At 39.7% G+C, this 22929-nt stretch carries 21 protein-coding genes and 1 riboswitch; of the genes, 8 read left to right on the top strand and 13 right to left on the bottom strand.

Annotated elements, in window-relative coordinates; translation table 11 throughout:
• Together GYM62_RS02485 and GYM62_RS02480 are read right to left on the bottom strand one after the other, a co-directional pair.
• Positions 1-1026 carry an iron ABC transporter permease gene (locus GYM62_RS02485; RefSeq protein WP_219958168.1) on the bottom strand — a complete coding sequence of 342 codons (1026 nt, stop codon included), beginning with the start codon at positions 1024-1026 and terminating at the stop codon, positions 1-3.
• Positions 1016-2158 carry an ABC transporter substrate-binding protein gene (locus GYM62_RS02480; RefSeq protein WP_255590505.1) on the bottom strand — a complete coding sequence of 381 codons (1143 nt, stop codon included), beginning with the start codon at positions 2156-2158 and terminating at the stop codon, positions 1016-1018. The genes GYM62_RS02485 and GYM62_RS02480 overlap by 11 nt, the downstream gene beginning before the upstream one ends.
• Before the next feature lie 95 nt (positions 2159-2253).
• Positions 2254-2482, top strand: a riboswitch (cobalamin riboswitch).
• 118 nt (positions 2483-2600) lie between these two features.
• Between GYM62_RS02480 and GYM62_RS02475 the strand changes: the two genes are divergently transcribed.
• Together GYM62_RS02475 and GYM62_RS02470 are read left to right on the top strand one after the other, a co-directional pair.
• Positions 2601-4451, top strand: a complete 1851-nt coding sequence (locus GYM62_RS02475) for a TonB-dependent receptor (protein WP_219958167.1) — start codon at positions 2601-2603, stop codon at positions 4449-4451.
• Complete coding sequence (locus GYM62_RS02470; protein WP_219958166.1) at positions 4448-5500, top strand: DUF5074 domain-containing protein; 1053 nt, start codon at positions 4448-4450, stop codon at positions 5498-5500. Before GYM62_RS02475 ends, GYM62_RS02470 begins: the two co-directional genes overlap by 4 nt.
• 29 nt (positions 5501-5529) lie before the next feature.
• Here GYM62_RS02470 and meaB read toward each other — a convergent pair whose 3' ends face one another.
• Positions 5530-6516, bottom strand: coding sequence for a methylmalonyl Co-A mutase-associated GTPase MeaB (gene meaB / locus GYM62_RS02465; RefSeq protein WP_219958165.1), 987 nt, complete (start codon positions 6514-6516; stop codon positions 5530-5532).
• A complete protein-coding gene (locus GYM62_RS02460) occupies positions 6513-6920 on the bottom strand; it encodes a hypothetical protein (RefSeq protein ID WP_219958164.1) in 408 nt (135 codons plus the stop codon). Before GYM62_RS02460 ends, meaB begins: the two co-directional genes overlap by 4 nt.
• Before the next feature lie 52 nt (positions 6921-6972).
• Here GYM62_RS02460 and GYM62_RS02455 point away from each other — a divergent pair, with 52 nt between their 5' ends.
• Genes GYM62_RS02455 through GYM62_RS02445 form a run of 3 tightly spaced genes read left to right on the top strand, consistent with a single transcriptional unit; the run spans position 6973 to position 8597 of the window.
• Positions 6973-7509 (top strand): CopD family protein, encoded by a 537-nt coding sequence (locus GYM62_RS02455; protein ID WP_219958163.1) that lies wholly within the window; start codon positions 6973-6975, stop codon positions 7507-7509.
• 6 nt (positions 7510-7515) lie between these two features.
• A complete protein-coding gene (locus tag GYM62_RS02450; protein ID WP_219958162.1) occupies positions 7516-8151 on the top strand; it encodes an SCO family protein in 636 nt (211 codons plus the stop codon).
• Positions 8148-8597, top strand: coding sequence for a cytochrome c (locus tag GYM62_RS02445; RefSeq protein ID WP_219958161.1), 450 nt, complete (start codon positions 8148-8150; stop codon positions 8595-8597). Before GYM62_RS02450 ends, GYM62_RS02445 begins: the two co-directional genes overlap by 4 nt.
• Here GYM62_RS02445 and GYM62_RS02440 read toward each other — a convergent pair.
• On the bottom strand, positions 8594-9010 hold the full coding sequence (locus GYM62_RS02440) for a hypothetical protein (RefSeq protein ID WP_219958160.1): 417 nt from the start codon (positions 9008-9010) through the stop codon (positions 8594-8596). The two genes, GYM62_RS02445 and GYM62_RS02440, sit on opposite strands and share 4 nt — an antisense overlap.
• Positions 9011-9132: 122 nt before the next feature.
• Between GYM62_RS02440 and GYM62_RS02435 the strand changes: the two genes are divergently transcribed.
• Positions 9133-9954 carry an aminotransferase class IV gene (locus GYM62_RS02435; RefSeq protein ID WP_219958159.1) on the top strand — a complete coding sequence of 274 codons (822 nt, stop codon included), beginning with the start codon at positions 9133-9135 and terminating at the stop codon, positions 9952-9954.
• 37 nt (positions 9955-9991) lie between these two features.
• On the opposite strand, the gene GYM62_RS02430 is transcribed toward GYM62_RS02435, so the two are convergent.
• Genes GYM62_RS02430 through GYM62_RS02410 form a run of 5 tightly spaced genes read right to left on the bottom strand, consistent with a single transcriptional unit; the run spans position 9992 to position 16983 of the window.
• Positions 9992-10432 (bottom strand): hypothetical protein, encoded by a 441-nt coding sequence (locus GYM62_RS02430; RefSeq protein ID WP_091655071.1) that lies wholly within the window; start codon positions 10430-10432, stop codon positions 9992-9994.
• 24 nt (positions 10433-10456) lie between these two features.
• Complete coding sequence (locus GYM62_RS02425; RefSeq protein WP_219958158.1) at positions 10457-11695, bottom strand: FtsX-like permease family protein; 1239 nt, start codon at positions 11693-11695, stop codon at positions 10457-10459.
• Entirely contained in the window at positions 11692-12324 is a 633-nt protein-coding gene (locus tag GYM62_RS02420; RefSeq protein ID WP_219958157.1) for an ABC transporter ATP-binding protein, read from the bottom strand. The genes GYM62_RS02425 and GYM62_RS02420 overlap by 4 nt, the downstream gene beginning before the upstream one ends.
• Before the next feature lies 1 nt (position 12325).
• The gene (locus GYM62_RS02415) at positions 12326-13501 is read right to left on the bottom strand and encodes an ATP-binding protein (protein WP_219958156.1); all 1176 of its coding nucleotides are present in this window, start codon (positions 13499-13501) and stop codon (positions 12326-12328) included.
• Positions 13502-13548: 47 nt separating this feature from the next.
• Positions 13549-16983, bottom strand: coding sequence for an ATP-binding protein (locus GYM62_RS02410; protein ID WP_219958155.1), 3435 nt, complete (start codon positions 16981-16983; stop codon positions 13549-13551).
• Positions 16984-17097: 114 nt separating this feature from the next.
• Between GYM62_RS02410 and sucD the strand changes: the two genes are divergently transcribed.
• Together sucD and GYM62_RS02400 are read left to right on the top strand one after the other, a co-directional pair.
• Positions 17098-17979 (top strand): succinate--CoA ligase subunit alpha, encoded by an 882-nt coding sequence (sucD, locus tag GYM62_RS02405; RefSeq protein WP_091655066.1) that lies wholly within the window; start codon positions 17098-17100, stop codon positions 17977-17979.
• 137 nt (positions 17980-18116) lie between these two features.
• Complete coding sequence (locus GYM62_RS02400; RefSeq protein WP_219958154.1) at positions 18117-19748, top strand: ABC-F family ATP-binding cassette domain-containing protein; 1632 nt, start codon at positions 18117-18119, stop codon at positions 19746-19748.
• A 34-nt stretch (positions 19749-19782) separates the two neighbouring features.
• Here the strand turns inward: GYM62_RS02400 and GYM62_RS02395 are convergent, their stop codons facing one another.
• The 3 genes from GYM62_RS02395 to ispG form a co-directional block, all read right to left on the bottom strand.
• Positions 19783-20532 carry an NIPSNAP family protein gene (locus tag GYM62_RS02395; protein WP_219958153.1) on the bottom strand — a complete coding sequence of 250 codons (750 nt, stop codon included), beginning with the start codon at positions 20530-20532 and terminating at the stop codon, positions 19783-19785.
• 129 nt (positions 20533-20661) lie between these two features.
• Positions 20662-20856: a DUF6728 family protein gene (locus GYM62_RS02390; protein WP_091655060.1), complete on the bottom strand. Its 195-nt coding sequence runs from the start codon at positions 20854-20856 to the stop codon at positions 20662-20664.
• Between the two features lie 87 nt (positions 20857-20943).
• Positions 20944-22926, bottom strand: a complete 1983-nt coding sequence (ispG, locus tag GYM62_RS02385; protein ID WP_219958152.1) for a (E)-4-hydroxy-3-methylbut-2-enyl-diphosphate synthase — start codon at positions 22924-22926, stop codon at positions 20944-20946.
• Between the last annotated feature and the right edge of the window lie 3 nt (positions 22927-22929).

The following is a 22929-nucleotide window of genomic DNA, read 5'->3' as shown; positions in this document are numbered from 1 at the left end:
TCAGAACTCTTTGCTGAAGTTTTTTCGAAGAACTAAGCCTATCACCAAAGGGGCCCCAATCAAGGAGGTTACTGCATTGATTGGTAAGCTTTGAGCAGAACCTGGAAGCTGACCTACCGCATCGCAGAGCAATAATAAAATAGCCCCAGAAATACCTGATGCCGGGAATAATATCCTGTGATCGGAAGTTTTCCAAACTATCCTGGCCAAATGCGGCACCGCAATCCCGACAAAGGCAATAGGACCGCAAAAAGCCGTAATTGCCCCAGCGAGTAATCCCGTACTGCCAATCATCAACCAACGTAACCTATTTGGATTAACTCCCATACTTTCTGCATAAGATTCTCCCAAAAGAGATGCATTAAAAGATCGGATAGAAAATATCACCGGAATTAAACCCAGAAACACCACAAATGATAAGAGACCAACCTGATTCCAACCTAAACCACCTAAGCTACCTAAAGACCAAATGGTATAAAGTTTCAATGCCTCGGCTCCGGAAAAAAACGCCAAAACAGAGATGATAGCAGAAACCGCAGCTCCAAACATGATCCCAACAATCAATAAAGTCATGCTATCCTTTACTCTCCAAGCTACTAAACTTACTAATGCTAAAATCAGCCCAGCACCCAATGTCCCTGCAAAAGCAGTGGCCCAAGGACTGATGGCAGTGGAAGCAAAACCAAAAATTGATCCCGCCAAAATCAAAATGGCTACCCCAAAACCTGCCCCGGAACTTATTCCCAAAACATAAGGACCTGCCAATGGATTCCTAAAAAATGTTTGCATTTGAAGCCCGGAAATACTGAGTCCAATACCAGCTAAAACAGCGACAATCGCCTTCGGAAAGCGATAATTCAAAATAATTTGTTCAAAAGATGCCCTCTCCCAATTGTTAAAAAAAAGACCGTCCAATAATTCTCCAGTTGAGATAGTTACAGATCCCAAACTAATATTTAGAAAAAGGCTCAGTACTAAGGCAACTACTGATACGATCAAAAGAAAACTGTTTCGGCTACTTCTCATCCAATCGGGTATAGAAATAAAGTTCGTAATCTGGAAGCAATTCCGGATGAAGGATTTTGATAATATCCTTCAAAACCCAATCTGGCCGCATATAGCCTAATTCAAAGTATTCTAATCCTCCTTTAGGCCCCTTTTTAGCCGTATAGGTAAAGACATTCCCTTTCTGAAATGCAGCAAAAGACCGATATCGGGGCTCATTACTACCCATTTCTTCCAAGTTAGAAAAATCAGCCGAACCTATCCAGAAATCAGAATTCAAGGCTTGATCCAATACAAATTCATAATTCAATTGCAAACTCCCAGTGCCGCTTTTATCACCAAATATATACTCTCCTCCTGCATTTTGAAGAATTTTGGCTCCCCAACTATCCGCCCCGGGAGCATACCAAATATCTTGATACAACACTCCGGAAAGCACAGTTGGCTTGGTAGTTTCTATTTCTTTCACCAATTCCAGAGCCTCTAGATAATCCTTCTCAATAGCCTCAAATACTTCCAAAGATTTTTGATAATCACCCAATAATACTCCTGTAAATTTGATCCATTCAGCCCTTCCCAAGGGATGCTGCTCTACATACTCCCCATTAATCGGAGCAGAGATTCCTGCATTTTTTAACAGTTGTAAACTTTTCAAATCCTCTCCCAAAGTGGATATCATCACCCAATCCGGGTTTAAATCCAAGATCAACTCAATATTGGCGGAAGGAGCTGAACCCAAATCTTGTACCTCCCCTTGCTCAATTCTTTCCCATACTCTGGGCGATGAAATCAAATCCAGATTAGGGAAGGCTCTGAGCTTGGAGGTTTGCCCCAAAAGATCCAAATGAGGAATCTGGGTTGTGGAGGTCAAGACAATATGTTGGATGGGTAATTGAATAATACCATCAAATTCGCCTTCTGGTGGAGTTTGATTTTCTTCAAGTACTAAGTAGGTAAAATTCTCCTCTGCACTGGTCCATGGTTGAGTCACTGTAAGAATCCAAAAGCCATCCCCTTTTTCAATTTCAAAACCCTGCGCATAGGAAAGAGCAATTTTTTCAGTTGAAAAAACCTGATCTTCCTGCTTTTTTTGACAGGATAGAACATTGATAATCAATAGAATAAAAATTTTACATAAAAGAATTCGCTTCACCTGAATCTGATTTTTGAAAGTTCAAAGTAAGGATAAGATCAGTCGCTTTACAAAAAATGTTTTCAAACTGCTTTTTTCAGATTCGAAATGATTCTATGTTTGCATCGGAAACAGGTTCCCGATCTAAAACTTAGATCAGGGATTAATAGGGAATTCGGTGAAATACCGAAGCTGTCCCCGCAACTGTAAGTCTGCGCTTTTCTGATTTACTCAGAAATTTGAAAAGCTTTCGCTAAGCAATGCCATTGAACCATATTTTTTGGTTCGAGAAGGCCAGTGAAAGTCAGACAAGCCAGGAGACCTGCCTGATTCTGTTGATTCTGTGCTTTCGGAGGAAAAGCGAAGAAGACATGCAATTACTGGGTTTGGTATACCCTCTTATTTCATTTCTTCCCATTTCTCTTCAAGCCCGGATCGAATTCAACCTTTGATTCGATTAGGCATGATTTTATTAGTGTGGGCATTCACATTTTTTGGATCTGATATCCAAAAAATCGATACAGTTGGGCTTCAAGAAATTGAAGTGATATCCCCTGCCTATGAGCGATTCGGGCAAGGTCAGAAGTCAATTAAGTGGAGCCAAAAAGACTTAGAAGCTTACCAAAGCAGGAGCTTGGCTGATCTCCTCGCTGACCAAAGTCCGGTTTTTATCCGCTCTTATGGGCCTGGCATGCTGGCTTCCCCATCCTTTAGAGGGAGTTCGGCTGGACAAACCGCAGTTTTTTGGAACGGAATTCCCCTGAATAGCCCTTCTCTCGGACAAAGTGATTTTTCATTGTTACCGGTATTTGCCATTGATCAAGCTAGCTTACAATTTGGTTCTTCCGGTGCTCTTATGGGAAATGAAGCAATCGGCGGCAGTGTAAACCTGAAGTCCCAAGCTGGATTTCAAGAAAAGTCTAGCCTCTTACTTTCTCAGGAATTTTCCAGTTTCGGAAATTATCAAACCAATGTCAAAGGAAGCATTTCAGGCAAAAAATTGGCCCTGCAAAGTAAAATCTATCATCAGTTTGCAGCCAATAAATACCCATTCCGAAATCTAGCCCTGCCCGGTACTCCAATACAAGAGCAGGATCATGCCCAAGTGATTCAAAAGGGGATTGTAACTGATCTGAATTGGAGAATCTCCGACAATAAATCACTGAAAACCTCCATTTGGCTTCATCAAGCTGAAAGGGAAATCCAGCCTCCCATGGGATCTTCTAATCAGGACTTTCAAGAGGACCAAGCTTTGAGATGGTCCATGAATTATGAGGTTTTCAAGAAAAAAAGTACTCTCGCATTTCAATCTGGATTGGTTCGGGAGAAACTCATATTTAACGGGATAAAGAACAATACATCCCAATTCATCCTGGGAGGAGCCTGGGATTACTTCCCCACAGAGCAACTTTCTTTTCACTCAGGAGCAAGAATCACATTAGTAAAGGGAGATCTCAGTACCTATGCTGCCACAGATGAGCGATTGGAGATATTCCAATCAGCAAAATATAGCCCTACAAACAGACTGAGTTTATCCTTGAACCTACGTCAGTTGGGATATGGAGACCAGCTTGTTCCGCTTATTCCGGGGGCTGGTTTAGATTGGACTTTTTTAGAACAAAAAAATCAAAGTCTGGAGTTGAAAATCTCGGCAGGAAGAGGCTTCAAAGTTCCCACATTAAATGACAGATTTTGGTCACCTGGAGGCAACCCGGAATTATTACCAGAAAATAGCTGGAATGTGGAATCAGGTCTTCATTGGAAAAAGAATTCATTTTCTCAAAGTCTGACTTTCTATAGCATGAATGTAGATAATTGGATCATTTGGTTGCCTCAAGGTTCCTTTTGGTCACCGCAAAATATCAGAAAAGTGAGATCTGATGGAGTAGAATATCAGGGTTCAATGAAGTTCAAAACTGGAGCAGTCGATTGGATTTCACAATGGCAATATAGTTTGAACCGGGCAGTCTCTTTGGTTGGGATATCTCAAAATGATCCTTCATTGGGGAAGCAACTCCCTTACACCCCAAGACATCAAGCCGGACTATCATTACAGGCTCAAGTTCAAAGATTCTCCATTCAGGCTCAAACAAATTACACAGGAGAGCGAAAAATCACAGCTGACAATCCTAGAACACTTTCCCCATTCTTCTTAGCAGATCTGGGAATATCCTATACCGGTTTTAGTATTTCTAAAATTCAAATTCCTCTACAAGTCAGAATCCAAAATTTATTAAACACACAATACCAGGTTATCTATTTGAGACCCATGCCTGGAAGATCTATCCATTTTACTATATCCTTTCAACTATGAAAACTAAACTACTGCAATTAGGACAAGTATTTGTCAGTCTACTCATCCTTTTTTCCTGTATAGGAAATGACCCTGAAAGACCTCTTGGGGAATATGACAGAGGAATCTTGATTATGAATGAAGGTTCTTTTGGAAGCAATGATGGAGAAGTATACCACTTAAACCCAAGCACCAATGAATTGAAGCCTGATATTTTCGAAGCAGCCAATGGACGACCATTTGCTGGATTATTAGAAGATATGGTTAATGAAGATGATAAGATGTATCTGGTTGCCAACACCGGCAAGGTGGAAATAGTCAACCCCGGAGACTTTAAAAGTTTGGGAGCAGTGACATCAGATTTGGATCAACCTAGGTCCTTGACTGTCAATTCTGGCAAACTCTTTATCTCTGATTATGGACCTTATGATGCTAATTTCAATACTCCCAGCTCATACATCGCCGTAGTTAGAAATACTTTAGGCGGAACTGTTTCCAAAAAGATCGCCGTTTCCAGAAAACCTGAAGATTTGATTTCCTTCGGGAAATTCATTTTAGTTGCGGGTTCTGAAGAAGGAAAAGTAGAGGTGATTGATGCTGAAAAAGAGGAATTGGTTAAAAGCATTGAAGTAGAAGGAAACCCATCACAGTTTTTTGAAATTGATGGCAAGATTTATCTGTTTTCATCCAAAGCAGATGAGGTAGTTATTTATACTTTCCATTTGGATAACTTCACTCTGGCTACCAGTAATTGGTATCCAATTGCCAATGCTACCGGAAAAATCGCTCTGAGCAATTCTAATACATTATATATATTGACCAGTTCGGGATGGCCAAACTACGAGGACGGAATTGGGGTTTTGCCTCTTTTTGGAACAAGCCTACAGCCAAAATGGTATGAAGGTTCAGGCTTCTATGGAATTGGAATTGATTCCTCAAAAGAGGAGATTTATGTGGCAAATGCTAATGGATTTCAAGGAAATGGCACTATAACTGTGCTTGATAAATCAGGAAACACTGTTAGAACTTTTGACGTAGGAAGAGGCCCTTCTGGCTTTATGATGAAATAAATGATTTGGCCCCGAAAAAATTCGGGGCTTTATTTTTTCAAAAAATGAGAGGTTAATTCTCTAGCAAGATTCATTGGGTTTAGCTCACCTTCCAATACCTGTTTTTTTCCTTCGTTCAATTTTTTCTGAATAGCAGTATGCATGTAAAATGCTCGGCCCAGCAATGCCTGAATACTATCATCCAGCCATTTGAGTCTTTGCTCGGCCCGATTTTTCTCCCAAAATCCATTACCCAACATTTTACTCTGAAAATCTTCAATCATTTGCCAACATTCTGGCAAACCCATACCAGAAATAGAGGAACCTATCAGAACCTTAGGAGACCAATTATTCTCTCCCAATGGAAATAAGTGTAAAGCGTTTTGATAGGTAGCTTTAGCCTTTTTCGCAGGTTGCAGGTTATCTCCGTCTGCTTTATTGATTAGCATCCCATCAGCCATTTCCATGATCCCTTTTTTAATCCCTTGGAGCTCATCTCCTGCTCCTGAAAGCATCAAAAGGAGAAAGAAGTCAACCATGCCTTTCACGGCAATTTCTGATTGTCCTACTCCAACAGTTTCGACCAAAATCACATCAAAGCCCGCCGCTTCACATATCAGCATGGCTTCACGGGTTTTGGAACTTACCCCGCCTAAAGTACTCCCTGATGGACTAGGCCTGATGAAAGCTCTTTTATCTGAAGCTAGTTTTTCCATCCTGGTTTTATCTCCAAGAATGCTTCCTTTGGTTTTTTGGCTACTTGGATCCACGGCAAGTACTGCCACCTTTTTTCCTTTATCAACGAGCATTTTTCCAAATGACTCAATGAACGTGCTCTTCCCTACACCCGGGACACCTGTAATTCCCACCCGAATAGAATTACCAGCGTAGGGTAATAGCTCTTGAACCAAATCTCCTGCAAGTTTGGAATCAGTTTCCAAATTGCTTTCCACGAGAGTGATTGCTTGGGAGAGAACTACTCTATCACCAGCTAAAACACCTTTTTTAAACTCAGTTAAGGACTTTCTTTTTCTCATTGTGAAAAACCTTCTTGGAATTTACTTTGGCCCATGGGACTTTTTTCAAAGCTGGCTAAAACCAAAGGTTCTAAATTTGCTTGAAAATAGGGATACTTAGGAGTAAGTTCAATTTTTGAGGGAGCTTCCGGGGAGAAAAAGTAAACCAGTGTTTTTCCATATTTGGTATGTGGCTGCATTTCGGCGAACTCTCTCATCCAGTCGCCTTCCTCGTTTAAAACTTTTATCGCATAAATTCTCAGCACCGGGCCAGTATTATTTTCATTTCTATAAAAGCCAAGTTCTTCGTATTTCCCCTCAAATCGATCCAATCCGGGCTGAGTGAAGCTTTCTTTTAAAATATATACTACCAAAGCCAAAACAGACAGACTTAACAAAAGGTATAGAATTCGAGTACTTTTCAAAAACTTTAGGGGTTAAAAGGATTAGGCCTTAATTTAGCCGAAAATTCTGACAATGGGTTTCGAATATATCAAAGCACTTCACATCATTTTTGTAGTCACCTGGTTTGCAGGACTTTTTTATATCGTTCGGCTTTTTATCTACCAGACAGAAGCCATGGATCGCCCTGAAGCAGAACGGGAAATCTTAAAACCTCAATTGGATTTAATGGCTTCCAGGCTGTGGTACATTATCACTTGGCCTTCTGCCATTTTAACCCTGATTTTTGGCACTTGGGTTTTAACTTACAGAATGGGCTACCTTGAACTTGGATTCATGCATGCCAAATTGGGTTTTGTGGTTTTGCTCTACGCTTATCATTTGGGGTGCCATAAACTTTTCAAAGAAATTCAAGCAGGACGAACCCGATGGAGCTCTACTCAGTTAAGACTTTGGAATGAAGCCTCTACCCTGTTGCTTTTTGCAATAGTATTCCTGATAGTATTAAAAAATACCCTCAGTATGGTTTGGGGAATTGCAGGGCTAATAGGTCTTGGGATTCTGCTCATGTTGGGAATCAGGCTTTATAAAAAATATAGATCAAAATCTTAATCACCCATGAAGATTAAAGGAATTGGAATACTGGCTTTAGTTAGCGTCTGGATATTTTGGCAGTGTAAACCTGCCAGTGAAGAAAGTTCACAGGAAGTATTACCGAAATTGGGAAATTGGCATGTCGATGATGCTGGAGATACTGTTTACCATCAAATTGCTGAGTTTGCTTTTATAAATCAGGAAGGGGATACAATTTCCAATCAAGATGTCAAAGGCAAGGTCTATGTAGCAGATTTTTTCTTCACTAGCTGCCCTACTATTTGCCCCATCATGAAAAAAGAGATGCTCCGCGTTCACGAGGCATTTGGAGACAATCCTAATTTTAAGATTTTGAGTCACTCTATTGATCCTACTTATGATACTCAGCAGGTTCTGAAAGATTATGCGGAAAAACTAGGGATTGAGAATGCAAAAACTTGGAATTTCCTTACGGGAGAACCTCAAAAAATCTATGAAATCGGCCAGACAAGTTATCTGACAACTGCAATGGAAGATCAGAATGAACCGGGAGGCTTTCTACATAGTGGAGCTTTTGTATTGATAGATCAGGAAGGCCATATCAGAGGCGTCTATGACGGTACCAAATCGGACCAGGTGGATAACCTGATCAAGGATATTCCAAAATTGCTGGGGTCATGAAAAGGTTTCTATTAGGTTTTCTTTTTTTAGCCACTTTTGCCTGCTCTCCCAAATCATCCGATAAGGATAACACACTGGCTCAAATTTCTAATCCAGATGTGATGAAATATGCCGTAAATGGGAAAGCACTTTATGAAAATTACTGTGCAAATTGTCATCAGAAGGATGGTAAAGGGCTGGGGAAACTTATTCCTCCTTTGAATGAATCAGATTACTTCAAAGAAAGTATTCATAGAAGTGTCTGGATTATGAAAAATGGTCAAAAGGGGGAAATCATTGTCAATGGAGAAGCGTATAATCAAGCAATGCCTGCTAATCCCCAGCTCACAGCTTTAGAGATCTCCCAAATCAGTACTTATTTATACAATATCTGGGGAAATAAGGAAGGAGTAATCAGCTCAAAAGATGTGGAGAAATTTCTTTCTGAAAAGCCTGAAAACCTTTAGTCTTTAAGTGTTTTCTCAGCTTTGTTCAGAGCAGTGGTAATTTTTTCATTCACCACTTTCACTTTTTCCATTTGTTCTTCCAAATAAGCTTTCACCTCTTCTGGGCTTCGTTCACCGTTCTCATTATCATATTGCCTCATCCAAACAAACATGGCTTCATAGGCTTGCTCAAGGTCATAAGCCAAGGCTTTTAATTCCTGAATTTTTAGAGAATCCGAGGAACTTTCAGCTTCTAATTCAGAAGCCTCGCTGATAGCCCGCTTTTCGAGGGACTTCAGCTTACCCATCATAGGCATGACTTCATCGTGAACGGCAATCACTTTAGCTCTCATTTCTGAGTTTTCCTCCTCTAAGCTTGAACCACAGGAAACAAAAAAGATAACAATAATCAAAAAAGGAATAAATCTGTTCATGGAGTTGATTAAAATTTGAGTAAAGTTACTATTTTTTCTTTTTTTAATCTTATTAAAATGAAATTATCAAAGAGCAAAAATATTAAAATAGGTTGCTTAATTTTAGAGCTTAATGAAAAAATATGAAACCATTTTGCTTCGCTGACGGAAAAATCATAGATACTCAAACTGCAAGTATCCATCCAATGGACTTGGGATTAATCAGGGGATATGGAATTTTTGATTTCTTCAGAACAGTCAATCATCAAGGTCTGTTTTTGGAGGATTACTTGGATAGGTTTACTGCTTCTGCAGAAAAGACCTTTCTTCCTTTAGATTATTCAAGAGAAGAACTCCGTCAAATTATCGGGCAATTAATCGAAAAGAATGATTTGGAGCAGGGCGGATTGAGAATGGTTTTGAGCGGTGGAATTTCGGACAACCACTTTTCTCCTGCTGATGGCAAACTATTCATTTTTGCAGAGTCCTTAATTTTCCCATCTGAAGAGAAATATGAAAAGGGAGTTAAGCTTTTGACCTTAGAATATGTCCGTCCAATAGCTGATATTAAAACCACCAACTATGCACTTGCAGTGTGGCATTCGGCTCAGTGGAAAAAGCAAGGTGCCGAGGATGTATTATATCACATGAATGGGTTTATCAGTGAAAGCTCCAGAAGCAATTTCTTTATTGTGAAGGATGGTGAGCTAATCACTCCAAGTGAGCATATTCTTCTTGGAATTACCCGGAAAAATTTAATCAAAATAGCAGGTCAGGTCACCATACGACCTATCAGTTTGCAGGAAGTATGGGACGCAGATGAGGCTTTTATCTGTAGTACCACCAAAGTTCTATTACCGGTAACACAAATTGATGATAGAACTATAGGGAATGGTAAACCCGGACCGATTTCCGTGAGTTTGCTGGAAAAATTTAAAGAATTGGAGAAAGAACTCTGCTATTAATACAAAAGCCCTGAAATTTTCGGGGCTCCTTCTTTTTCTAATCTACCAAGGTAGCATCCTTCAAAATATACATCAACTTCTCAGGATCCTTGGAATTGAGAGTCAACTTACCTCTTACCTTCACTCTTTTTGAGGTGTATTTGATAGGTGTTTTCAGCATTACCTCCATGACCGTTTCCGGTCCACCAGAACCACAAAAAAAGCATTCAGCAAGTGGTAAACTGGATAAAATAATATGCTCTGGTTTGAACATTCCCTCGAAAGGAATAATGTAACCATCCGCCTCCACTACTTTTCCTTCCAGCTGCTTCACTTTATCAGAGAATACTGGAACGTAAAGCTCCCCAAAGTTGTCTTCACTGATTTTATAGGTAACTTCCGAAAGGCTCTTCCATACATTTGGGCTTTGCGCGTAAGTGAAAGCTGCGAAACCTAAAGAAAGCAATCCTGTCAATAGGGTGGTTTTGAAATATTTCATGGGTTTAATTAATTCTGCTGCTAGTTATGACTTTGCCAATTGTTTTGCAATACTTGTTTGATAAGCTGACCACGCAGGAATAAGAGAGGCCAGAATACCTACCCCTAACGCATAAACCAGTATCCAAAGTTCTCCTTTCAAGAAAATCCAAGCATCAAGCGAGGCAGCAACTCCCTGTTCATTCTGTGAAATAATTACGGCTAAAAAGCTATGGCCTAAAAGAATCCCAACTAAAGCTCCAATACTGGTAAGCATGATTCCTTCCAAGAAAATCAAAAATACCAATTGCCCTCTGGAGGCTCCGATGGCTCTTAGTATGGCCAAGTCGTATTTTCTTTCTTTCAAGGAATTATAAAGCGCTATGAAAATTCCTAAACCCGAAATACCAATTAAGACAAAAGCCAAGCCTTGAAGTAAACTTACACCTATACCCAGCAACTCAAATAACCTAGCCATTTCAAAAGTAGGAGAAGCGGCTTGCATAGAAGTACCTGAATTGATCATTCTAGGCAATTGAACAGCTGCCATTGGGCTTCTGTATTGAATCAAGAGAGAAGTGACCTCCTTTGCTTCATCCCCTTCAGGAAAGCCGGTTTTCGAAACTTCTTGATGAAGCTGGGCATGATCGTTTTCATCTTCTGACTCAGTCTCTTCTTCATGGGTATACCAGGCCGTTTCTATGGAGGTCAAAACCAATCTATCGATGACATTTCCACTGGGAGCAAGAATCCCTGTAACTTGATAGTCATGCTCATGATCATGACTACCAACGCTGATCCCATGGCTGCTCTCAAATGTATCCCCAACTTTGAGACCCTCCCTTAAGGCAACAGTAGCACCTACTACCACCTCATACGGCTGTTCCCAAACTTTTCCCTGATCAAACTGAGCTTCAAAAAGACCGAGATAATCATGATTGGTTCCTACTATTCGATAGCCTTTATAATTGTCTCCAAGGGCAAGGGGGATGATATTTTTAATCAAGCGACTTCTTGATAGCTTTTTAGCTTCTTCCAAAGGAATATTCCCTGTCGGAAAATCTATATGATAAACCCCAGATAAAATGAGCTGAAGTGGACTGCCTTTAGCACCGACCACTAGGTCTATGCCTTCTGCATCCTTGGTCATTTTATTTTCAAACTGGTCCTGAACGAGCAGTAAAACAGTAATAATTGCAAGGCCCAATGCCAATAAAATCACATTCAATCCAGTGGAAAGAGGCCTGAATGTCAAATACTTCCAACTTAATCGAAATAAATTCATGCGCCTTTGACTTCAATAAATTGAGGAATATGATCTTTAACCCGTTGATCGTGAGTCACTATAATTAAAGCTGCTCCTATTTTTTTTGCTTGAGTTTGCAAAAGGTTCAAAACTTTAAAAGTGTTCTCATCATCCAAGCTTGAGGTAGGTTCATCTGCCAAAATCAACTTGGGAGAATTCACCAATGCTCTTGCAATGGAAACTCTTTGTGCTTCTCCCTCGCTCAGGTTTTGAACTCTAGACTTGGATTTTTCTCCAATGCCCAACTCATCCAATAAGCGATTGATTTCCTGACCCTTTTTCTTTGAAAAATAATGAGCCATTTGAAGATTTTCCTCCACTGTCAAGGGAGCTAACAAGTGAGGTTTTTGAAATACAATACCGATATTTTTACCTCTAAAAAGATCTAGATTTGAGCCTTCTAGGGAGCTCAGAGCCACGCCATCAATGCTTACACTTCCGCTGTGAGGCTTTAGCAAACCACCCAAAATATTTAGTAAAGTTGTTTTTCCACTTCCTGATTTACCAAGAACCAGGAGAGCTTCATTTGATTTTAAATGAATGTCAGGAAAAGAAAGAGGAGCTTGACCAGGATGGGAATATTGAATGTTTTCGGTTGAAATCAACATCTTACTTTACAGGGATTTTCACTTCAAAGGTAGTTCCTTTATTCACCTCGCTAGAAAAATCTATTTCTCCACCCATGACTTCTATACATTTTTTGACAATAGAAAGACCCAGACCTGAGCCCTCCACTATGCCCACGTTCTTTGCTCGGAAAAAACGATCAAACAGCTGGCTTTGTTCGGATTTTGGAATTCCAATTCCATTATCTACCACCGTCCCATAAAGATGCCCATTTTTATAGTCCAGCTTAAATAGAACTTCGCTTCCATCTTTGGAGTATTTGACAGCATTGGAAAGTAAATTCTCAAAGGTTTGGTATAGAATTTCACTATCTGAAACAATGGTTTTAGGCAGGTCACCCAATTCTGTTTTAATGGTCACATCATTCTCAATACCGGCTTTAACTGTATCCAGCAACTCCTTGACAAAAGCTCCCAGAAACATCTTTTTCGGCTTGAACTCCATTTTGTTCGCATCAGCCTTTCCAAAGAATAGCACACTGGTGAGCAGATTGTTCAAGGCACGAACGGAATTTTCAATTTTCATCGCATGCTTTGCGATTTTTTGCTTGAACGGATGATCTTTTTCAGCATACATCTGTAGCAGCTGAGCAGAGCTCAAAATAGAAGTCAGTGGCGTTTTAAACCCATGAGATACGTTTAAGACAATCCTGGATTTCAATTCATTGATTTCTCTTTCCTTCTCGAGGGCTTTAGTCAACTCTTTATTTGCTTCATAAAGCTCAGCCGTCCGCATCCTTACTTTCTCCTCGAGCTCATTATTCAGCTTTTGTAATTCTTTTTCCTTGCGATCTTTAAAAATTGCCAATTCAATTACCATGTTCAGTTCACGGATATTGAAGGGCTTGATCACATAAGCACTAGGATTTGTACCCACAACTTTATTGAGGGTTTCAGCATCTGAACTGGCGCTGAGGTATACGACCGGTATATCAAATTTTTCATTGATAATCTCTGTGGTAGTGATTCCATCGAGTTCACCTGCAAGATTGATGTCCATCATCACAATATCTGCATGACTTTCATCGAGCAGGTCCAAAGCTTTTTCACCTGTATCTGCTATACCAATAATTTCGTGATTATTTTTCTCCAAAGCCCTTTGCAACAAAAGAGCTGAGACTGAGTCATCTTCAACGATGAGAATTTTAAGGCTAAACATTTAAACTTTGGATCCCGGTTAAGATTAGATTAGGAAAAATACAAAAATTATGATTCTGACAATGGAATTTCAACTATTACTCTCGTCCCTTTATTTTTAGCGCTCTCTAAGTGAATACTTCCTTTCAATAATTCCAAAAGATTTTTGGTAATGGTCATGCCCAAACCTGTTCCCTCAAACTTTCGCTGATTCCCACTACTCTCTTGTTCAAAGGGGTCAAAAACCTTTTGTAGGAAATCTTCCTCCATACCAACTCCATTATCCAAAATCTCTATTTTCAGAAGATCACCAACATGGTCTACAGTCATTTTTACCACACCTGATTCGGTGTATTTCATGGCATTTCCTATCAGGTTATTGATAATCATTTCCAGAAAACGTTTATCCGAACTTCCTTCTATTCTATCTTTTAGAAATTCAAGTTCTAATTGAAGTCCTTTTCGTTCCGCATGAGAAAAATAGGGTTTCATGATCGCAGATATAAAAGCTTTAACGTCAAAGAAAGAATATGATACCTGCATTTTATTTGCCTCTATCTTCGCCATATCCAAAATCGAGGAAATAGTAGTGAGCAACCTTTCCCCGCTCTGAAGAATCAAATCCAACTCCGAAAGTAATTTAGGGTCTTTGGAGTATTGCATCATGATATGCTCTGTACCTCCCAAAATCACATTTAGTGGGGTTCTGATTTCATGACTCACATTGGACAATAAACTCGTCTTAAATCTATTGGCTTCTTCCGCTTTTTCTTTTGCCTCGGTCAGCTTTTTTTCAATCTGTCTTTCGATTGTTACATCTCTGAAGACCGTCAAAATCAATCGCCCATCCTGAATCTCAGAGTTGATCACTTTGGTATAGACCTCCATTTCCAGACTTTGATTACTCCACTTCACCTCCTGCAAGAAGGTCAAACCAATTGTATCCAATTGATCCAATGTTTTATAGAAAGACTTAAAAAACTTAGTGTCTTGAATAATTTCTTGAAGATTTTCTCCCTCTAAATTTTCAGGAGCTTTTTTAACTAAAAATGCGAAGGAAGGATTTGCAGCAACTATTTTTTTTCCATCAACACTCAATAACAAGGCATCTTTGGAGCTATCCCATACATTCTTGAATTGCTCTTCTGCATGCACTTTTTCTTTATCTTTTTTAGACAATACACTCTCCAAAACCCCCAATTTTCTCAATTGATCGTAAAATGAATTGATAAAAAATCCAACTCCCACCAGAAATAAGGCTAGCAGTACCAAAAACCAGGCTCTCAGATAAAAGGGCCTTAAAACCGTGAAAACTGGTGTAGTGATAGCATCAGAGAAATTGGTCCCTTCATAGGAAGCCTTAATTTCTACCTGATATTCTCCCGCAGGAAGATTGGGTAAAAATATTCTGGAAGACTTTGGGTTTTTTAGGACCTCCCAATTTTCATTCAAGCCAATTACCCTGTAGTGAACCCATAATTCATCCTCCTCATTGAATCCAATAGCTGAATAATTAATTTCAAGGGTATTTTTCTCATACGGCACCTTCAACTCAGCACCTTCTTCAATCTGATTTCCACCCAAGAAAATGGAATTCAAATGTAATTTGGGTTCCCCCTGAGCAAAAAACTGCTCATCAGGCTTAAAAATGGAAAATCCGTCTAAAGTTCCAATTAGAATCAAACCTCGGTTCCCCTCTATCAACGCCCCCCGGTTGGTCTCATTATCAGCCAATCCATTTTGACTGTTCAAATGCTTGATTTGAAATTGATCTATTTTAAAAATTCCATCATCGGTTCCTACCCAGATCACTCCTTTTGAGTCTTTCAGAATTGAAAAAACCGCTCGGTTAACAGTGTTGCCATTCACTTCAAAAGGAAGGATTGTATCATTTTTTATGATTTTCAGACCAGTCTCTGTGCCCAACAAAATCCCATTTTCTGTTTCCAGATAATCATATCCCTCGGCAATCAAAAGTCCATTTTCCTGTATGATTCTTCTCTCATTCACGAGCCTGCTTGCTCTGATTATTATTTTTCTTCCGTCTGATAGTTTTCCAGCTTTTCGAAGGTGGTAGAAGCCATTCATGATTTCTTCCAGCTGTGACTTCAGAGAATTTGAATACAAATTCTGAAAATTACCTTTCGTGGAAGCTAAATACACAGACTTTGGAGTGGTGATCATCAAGGAATCACCAAATGCATATATCGAAGAAACTCCCTCTTTTTCGGGATGCGGAAAAATCTGTACGTTTCCCGTCTTCACATTATATTTTCCTACTCCCCGAATATTGGCCGAAAACCAAATTGTATTCTCATCTTGAATAGAAAAATTCACGATTCTACTATTAGGAATCACTCCGGAATTGGAGTCCACATAGATATTTTGGATACCACTTCTAGAAACTTTTTGAATCCCGTTATTAAATCCAATCAGATAAGAATCCTCTCCGGGAATATTAGAAATGGCAGTTACTTCATCACTCAACAAGCCTGAAACCTGCGCATTGTAAGTTTGAAAGGCTAAACTATTGAGATTAACCAATCCTCTACTCGTTACTATCCACAAGACTCCTTCCCTGTCAATCAAAAAATCATGAATATAAAATACTCTGAAAAGGGGCTCTATATTAATATCTAAAAATCGCTGGGTTCCATAGCTTAGTTTTCTCAGGTTTGAATTAAAGAAATAGAAAACGCTCCCTTTGGAAAACTGTAAATCGAAATAATCCCTTAGGAATGTAAAATCTTTTTTAAGGTTAGAATCAATGATTTCAGAAGCATTAAGTTCCGAGTCTCCTTTTGCCAAATAATTACTTCCTAAAAAATAAAATTCTCCTGTTTCAGGAGACTTTTTCACCATCACAGGAGGTGAGGGTAAGATTGAGTTTTCCCAGTTGTATTCTTCAAATTTACCATTGATAAACCTTAGGGTGGAGTTTGAAAGAAAAAATATCGGATAGTCCCTACTGCCTCCCAAGTGACCCAATTTTCCCCAATCCTTATATTTCTTAAAGAAAATATGAGGTTGTTCTCCTTCCCTCCAAAAGATCAACTCATAATTAGTGTCTAGCACATACTCCTTTTCCTTGCCCTTCCCTCTTGTGCTGAAGAAAATATAAAACACATCATTGTCTCTCAGCTTTTCAGGGAAACTGACTTCTTCCCAACTTCCATAGCCCCCTTTCAAAAATTTACCATAGCCTCGGTCATTGTATAACCAAATCATTCCATCCTCATCTTTATGGATATTGATTTGATAATCAAAAAGTGATTTTAAGCTATCAGGTAGTTCATAGGTTTGAAAACCATCTGAGAAAAATATACCTCTTGTAGTGGAAAACCATATCCTGCCCAAAGTATCCTGCTCAGCCTGCAAAACCGTTTGTACAGGCAGCTGAACCCCTTTAGGGTTAGAATTGAATTTAAATGTTTGTGCCTGGGTAGCTACAGTGATCACTGTAAAGGTGATTAAGAGCAGAAACCTCAGGGTGTTAAGTTTCATAAAGGCTAAATTAGAAAAAGATGCCGTATGTCAAATAAAGTGGATATTGTTGATATATTCTTTTGTCAGCGGTCGGTTTCTCTTATTTTTGTGCCAAACTTTAAAAATCGACGCATGAGTGTACTAGTCAATAAAAATTCCAAGGTAATCGTACAAGGATTCACCGGATCTGAGGGCTCTTTTCACGCACAGCAAATGATCGAGTATGGCACCAATGTAGTTGGTGGCGTAACTCCAGGAAAAGGAGGCTCAACTCATTTGGAAAAGCCAGTGTTTAATTCTGTAGAAGAAGCTGTTCAGAAGACTGGTGCAGATACCTCTATCATTTTTGTTCCACCTGCTTTCGCAGCTGATGCAATTATGGAAGCAGCTGATGCAGGAATCAAAGTCATCATCGCTATCACGGAAGGTATTCCTGTAGCTGATATGATGAAGGCTAAGCCTTATATTAAAGAAAGAGGGGCTATCTTGATCGGACCAAACTGCCCGGGAGTAATCACACCAGGAGAAGCGAAAGTAGGTATCATGCCAGGTTTTGTATTCAAGCAGGGCAGAATCGGTATCGTTTCTAAGTCTGGAACCTTGACTTACGAAGCTGCAGACCAAGTTGCTAAAGCAGGTTTGGGTGTTTCTACAGCAATCGGTATCGGTGGGGACCCAATCATCGGAACCTCTACCAAGCAAGCCGTTCAAATGCTCATGGAAGATCCTGAGACCGATGCTATCGTGATGATTGGAGAAATCGGAGGAAATTACGAAGCAGAAGCTGCTAAGTGGATCAGAGAGACAGGAAATAAGAAACCTGTTGTTGGATTTATAGCTGGACAGACAGCGCCTCCAGGTAGAAGAATGGGACACGCAGGTGCCATCATCGGAGGAGCAGATGATACAGCTGTAGCCAAAATGAGAATCATGAGAGAAAACGGAATTCACGTTGCAGAATCTCCAGCTGAAATTGGTGCTGTTATGGCCAAGGTTTTGGGCGTGAACGCTTAATAAATTGTTACTATCGGGTGGACCGATAAACCATAAATTGAAACCGCTTCGATTGAGTTCGAGGCGGTTTTTTTCTTATGTCTAACTTCTGATTTCATATTTAAAAATCTACCTTTGCCGCTTCAATTTCTTGCCTTATGATTTCAGTAGACAATGTGACCGTTCTGCATGGCGGCACGGCGCTTTTCAGTAATATCTCCTTTGCCATCAATGAGAATGATAAAATTGCCTTGATGGGAAAAAACGGAGCAGGTAAATCCACTTTGCTTAAAATTATAGCAGGTCAAAGCAAACCTACTTCAGGCGCTGTATCAGCCCCAAAAGGGTATGTGGTCGCTTATCTACCCCAACACCTTTTGACGAGCGATGACTGTACTGTCATGGATGAAACTGCCAAGGCTTTTGCCAGCTACTTGGACATGAAGGCTGAAATCGAAAGAATTAACGAGGAGCTGACTGTAAGAACAGACTATGAATCCGAAGAATATTATAAGCTGATTGAGCAGGTTTCTGAATTAAGCGAAAAATTCTACGCAATCGAAGAAGTCAATTATGAAGCAGAAGTAGAGAAGGTACTTTTAGGCCTAGGATTCGAACGGGATGATTTGCAAAGGTCTACTTCTGAATTCTCCGGTGGATGGAGAATGCGAATCGAACTGGCGAAAATTCTATTACAGAAACCGGACCTTATTCTATTGGATGAGCCTACCAATCACTTGGATATAGAATCCATTCAATGGCTAGAGGAATTTTTGATTTCTAAGGCCAAGGCTGTAGTGGTGATCTCCCACGATAGAGCTTTTGTTGACAACATCACGACCAGAACCATTGAAGTGACCATGGGTCGTATCTATGACTACAAGGCCAAATATTCTCACTACCTAGAATTGAGAAAAGAGCGTAGAGAGCAGCAGCAAAAGCATTACGAAGAGCAGCAGAAATTTATCGCAGAAACCACTCAATTCATCGAGCGTTTCAAAGGCACTTATTCCAAGACCCTTCAAGTTCAATCCCGTGTGAAAATGCTGGAAAAACTGGAACTCGTGGAAGTGGATGAAGTAGACACTTCTGCTTTAAAGCTTCGCTTCCCTCCTTCTCCAAGATCTGGAAAATATCCAGTCATCGTGGATGAAATGAGCAAATCTTATGGCGATCATGTGGTTTTCAAGGATGCTTCCATGACCATTGAACAAGGACAGAAAGTAGCTTTTGTTGGAAAGAACGGAGAAGGTAAATCAACCATGATCAAAGCCATCATGGGCGAGATTGATTATGAAGGAAAATGCGAACTGGGACACAATGCCCTGATTGGATACTTTGCGCAAAACCAAGCTTCCCTTTTAGATGAGAGTCTAACCATCTTCGAAACAATCGACCAGATTGCTGTGGGTGAAATCCGAACTAAGATCAAGGACTTATTAGGCGCTTTCATGTTCAAAGGAGATGATATCAACAAAAAAGTAAAAGTCCTTTCCGGTGGGGAGAAGACCCGCTTGGCCATGATCAAACTATTATTGGAACCGGTCAACCTATTGATTCTCGATGAACCAACCAATCACTTGGATATGAAAACCAAAGACATCATCAAGGATGCATTGAAAGCATTTGACGGTACATTGGTGGTTGTTTCACACGACCGTGACTTCTTGGATGGCTTGGTAACCAAAGTATTTGAATTCGGAAATAAAAGAGTGAAAGAACACTTTGAGGATATCAATGGATTCTTGAGAAATAAAAAAATGGAAAATCTCAGAGAGGTAGAAAGATAAAAAAATCCCGAGTTTCAGCTCGGGATTTTCTTTTCTATTTCATTGGTGAAAAAGGCAAGGTTTTTAAAAAAACCGCATCCACTCTTTCCACTATTTTGCCATTCTTTTCTGAGGCTTCTTTTACCTTAATCCATGCCGGATCTTTTACAAAATCAGCAAATGATTTTTCATAAGTCACCTGATTTGAGTGTCCCAAGAGATAGACCAGTTTAGGCTGGTTGCCTCCCTTCTCAACTGTCAAGAAATAAGGATAATTTTTTAAACCTTGCTTTTCAAATAAAGCTTGGGTGTGATTTCTAAATCTGGACTGGATATCGCTGATCTTTCCATCAAAACAATGATAAATTCTCAGCTGAAATATCCCACTTGGAGCAGGCAAAGGACCTTCATTCAGACCCGGCGCAAGTACCATAAAAGTTTCCTGAATGTCTTTTACTAAAATCCCGTCTTTGATTGATTCCTGATAGGCTGCCTGCCATTCCTCATCAGCGGAAAATTTTTGCCATAATAAATCTCTGGATTTTGCATCCGGATAGCCTAGGATGTAGTAAAGCTTATTTTCACTTTCATCTACCGGAAGAAAGTAGGCTATATTTTCCATCCCTAAGCGCTCAAAAATCTTCATGGTATGATTTTGAAAACGCTTAATTAAATCGGGCATTTTCCCTTCATGAGCCGTATAAATACGCAATTCAAAATAATTAGACTTGATATTTTGCAATTGCTGACCGAAAACCTGAACTGAAAGAAATGCAAGCAGGATAACTGTAAATAGTTTTTTCATGAAATTGAATAGGTTATTGAGGGTTGATTGAGTCTAAAATACCTCAAAAAAAGAATAATTCCCGCCATCGGCAATAAAAAAGCCTGATTCAAAACTGAAATCAGGCTTCGAAAGAAATTATATATGCATTTACATCAATCTCTTGATCGTCCATACAATGATGGCAAACAGAAAGATAATGATGGAAATCTTATTAATTCCATGCATCATTCTCAGATTGAAATTTGATTTTTGATTAGGATCTGGTTTTTGAAAAACCCGGATAAAGTAATTCCCCACCTCGCCCAACTTAAAGAACTCTTTTACTTTATTTTTTTCAGACATAGTCTTGTGATTTTTACTGTTAACACGCTGATGGGGAGATAAGTTTACCCAAATGCCAGTATCTTTATTTGCTTTTCTAACAGGAAATCAGATGGTTTCAGGCTCAATCCATTGCCCGTCTTCACGAATGATTTCTATAAGTTCATCCACGGCTTTTTCTGATGGAACAGATCGCTTAACCACTTCTTTCCCTTTATACAAAGTAATCTTCCCTTTTCCGGAACCTACATACCCATAATCTGCATCAGCCATTTCTCCAGGACCATTTACGATACAGCCCATGATCCCGATTTTAACACCTTTGAGATGATCTGTTCGCTTACGAATCATAGCCGTCGTTTCCTGAAGATCAAATAGCGTTCGACCACAAGAAGGACAAGAAATATATTCAGTCTTAGACATTCGGGTTCTGGCAGCTTGTAAGACTCCAAAAGAAACTGAATTATGCAGCTTAATTTGCTCCAGCATTTCATATCTTTCATGAGCTGTTTCCTTTTCCAAGGAAATCATAATCCCATCTCCCAAGCCATCTACCAACAAACCTCCTACATCAGTGGCAGCATAAAGCATGGTTTTATCTGCTGACTGATCTGGGTAGCTAACCTTTACTACCACAGGAATAGTACAGTTTACTTTCAAAAGTTTTACAAAAGCAGCTCTCAATGCCGGCATGGCATGAGCATTATTGGTCTTTAAAATAACCACCCAATTGGTTTGGTTTTGTAAAAATGGAATAGCTTCCTCCACCTCTGTATCCAGCAATTCGAGAAAATTCAATGCTTCATGAAAAACGCTGGCACTCTGGACATTCCCCCAAGTAAATAGCGGAAACTTATTTTTCTGATCAGGAGCCTCGTCCCAAACTTCGAAATTTTGGATTTCCTTCATTCCATTAGGAAGCATAAAAGGAATGGAATTGGAACCGGAATAGACAAAGTCACATCCCTGATCATTCATTTTCCACTTATCCAATTCAGGCAGATAAAAGTGGCCGACAGCCTTCATTTCCTTTTCAGTAATCTTTTCTATTCTTGAAATATCTGTGATTACTCTAGGGACATTATGATCTCCAAAGTTGTAAACCTCCGCGCTACTTCTTTTGGTATACTCGAATGGATTGATTGGATAATCTTGAATCACATCAATCTCCTGATGTCTGGATCTATTGGTATAACGATCTATCAAAGCTTTGGCCACCGGAGCTTCAAATTCCGGATCTTCGGTCAATGAAACCCGTACTGTGTCACCTAACCCGTCTTCAAGCAAGGTTCCAATTCCAACAGCTGACTTGATTCTTCCATCTTCGGCTTCTCCAGCTTCAGTTACTCCTAGGTGTAAGGGATAAGGCTTAAATCCACCTTCTTCCAACTTTTGCACCAGAAGACGATATGCCTGCACCATCACTTGCGTATTGGATGATTTCATGGATATGACGATATCATGATAGTTTTCATCTTCACAGATTCTTAAAAATTCCAAGGCTGATTCAACCATGCCTAAGGGAGTATCTCCATATCTGCTCATGATCCTGTCAGAGAGAGATCCATGATTGGTTCCAATTCTCATCGCCGTTCCATGTTCTTTACAGATTTTCACCAAAGGCAAAAAGCGTTCACGGATTCTATCCAACTCTTCCTGGTAACTTTCGTCCGTATATTCTATGACCTCAAACTTTTTCTTATCGGCATAATTGCCCGGATTGATCCGTACTTTTTCGACGATTTTTGCTGCTATTTCGGCTGCATTGGGAGTAAAATGAATATCAGCTACTAAGGGTGTCTGGTAACCTCGCTTTCTGAGTTCATTTTTTATCTTTCGAAGATTTTCAGCCTCTTTGATGCTGGGAGCCGTGATTCTGATCAGTTGGCATCCTGATTCAATCATACGTATGCACTGCTCAACAGACCCTTGAGTATCCATGGTATCTACCGTGGTCATGGACTGTACAACTATTGGGTTGTCCCCACCTATGTATACATCCCCAACTTTGACAGGAATGGTTTTTCTACGTGAATAGGAAGTAAGACTATTACAGTACAATAAATCGCTAGACTTAATTAATGGCTCCATATG

This window comes from Algoriphagus sp. NBT04N3 (genome assembly GCF_019443765.1).
In the GTDB taxonomy this organism is placed as follows: Bacteria; Bacteroidota; Bacteroidia; order Cytophagales; family Cyclobacteriaceae; genus Algoriphagus; species Algoriphagus ornithinivorans.
Note: the sequence above shows the minus strand (reverse complement) of the source record. Positions and strands in the feature narration are given on the sequence as shown.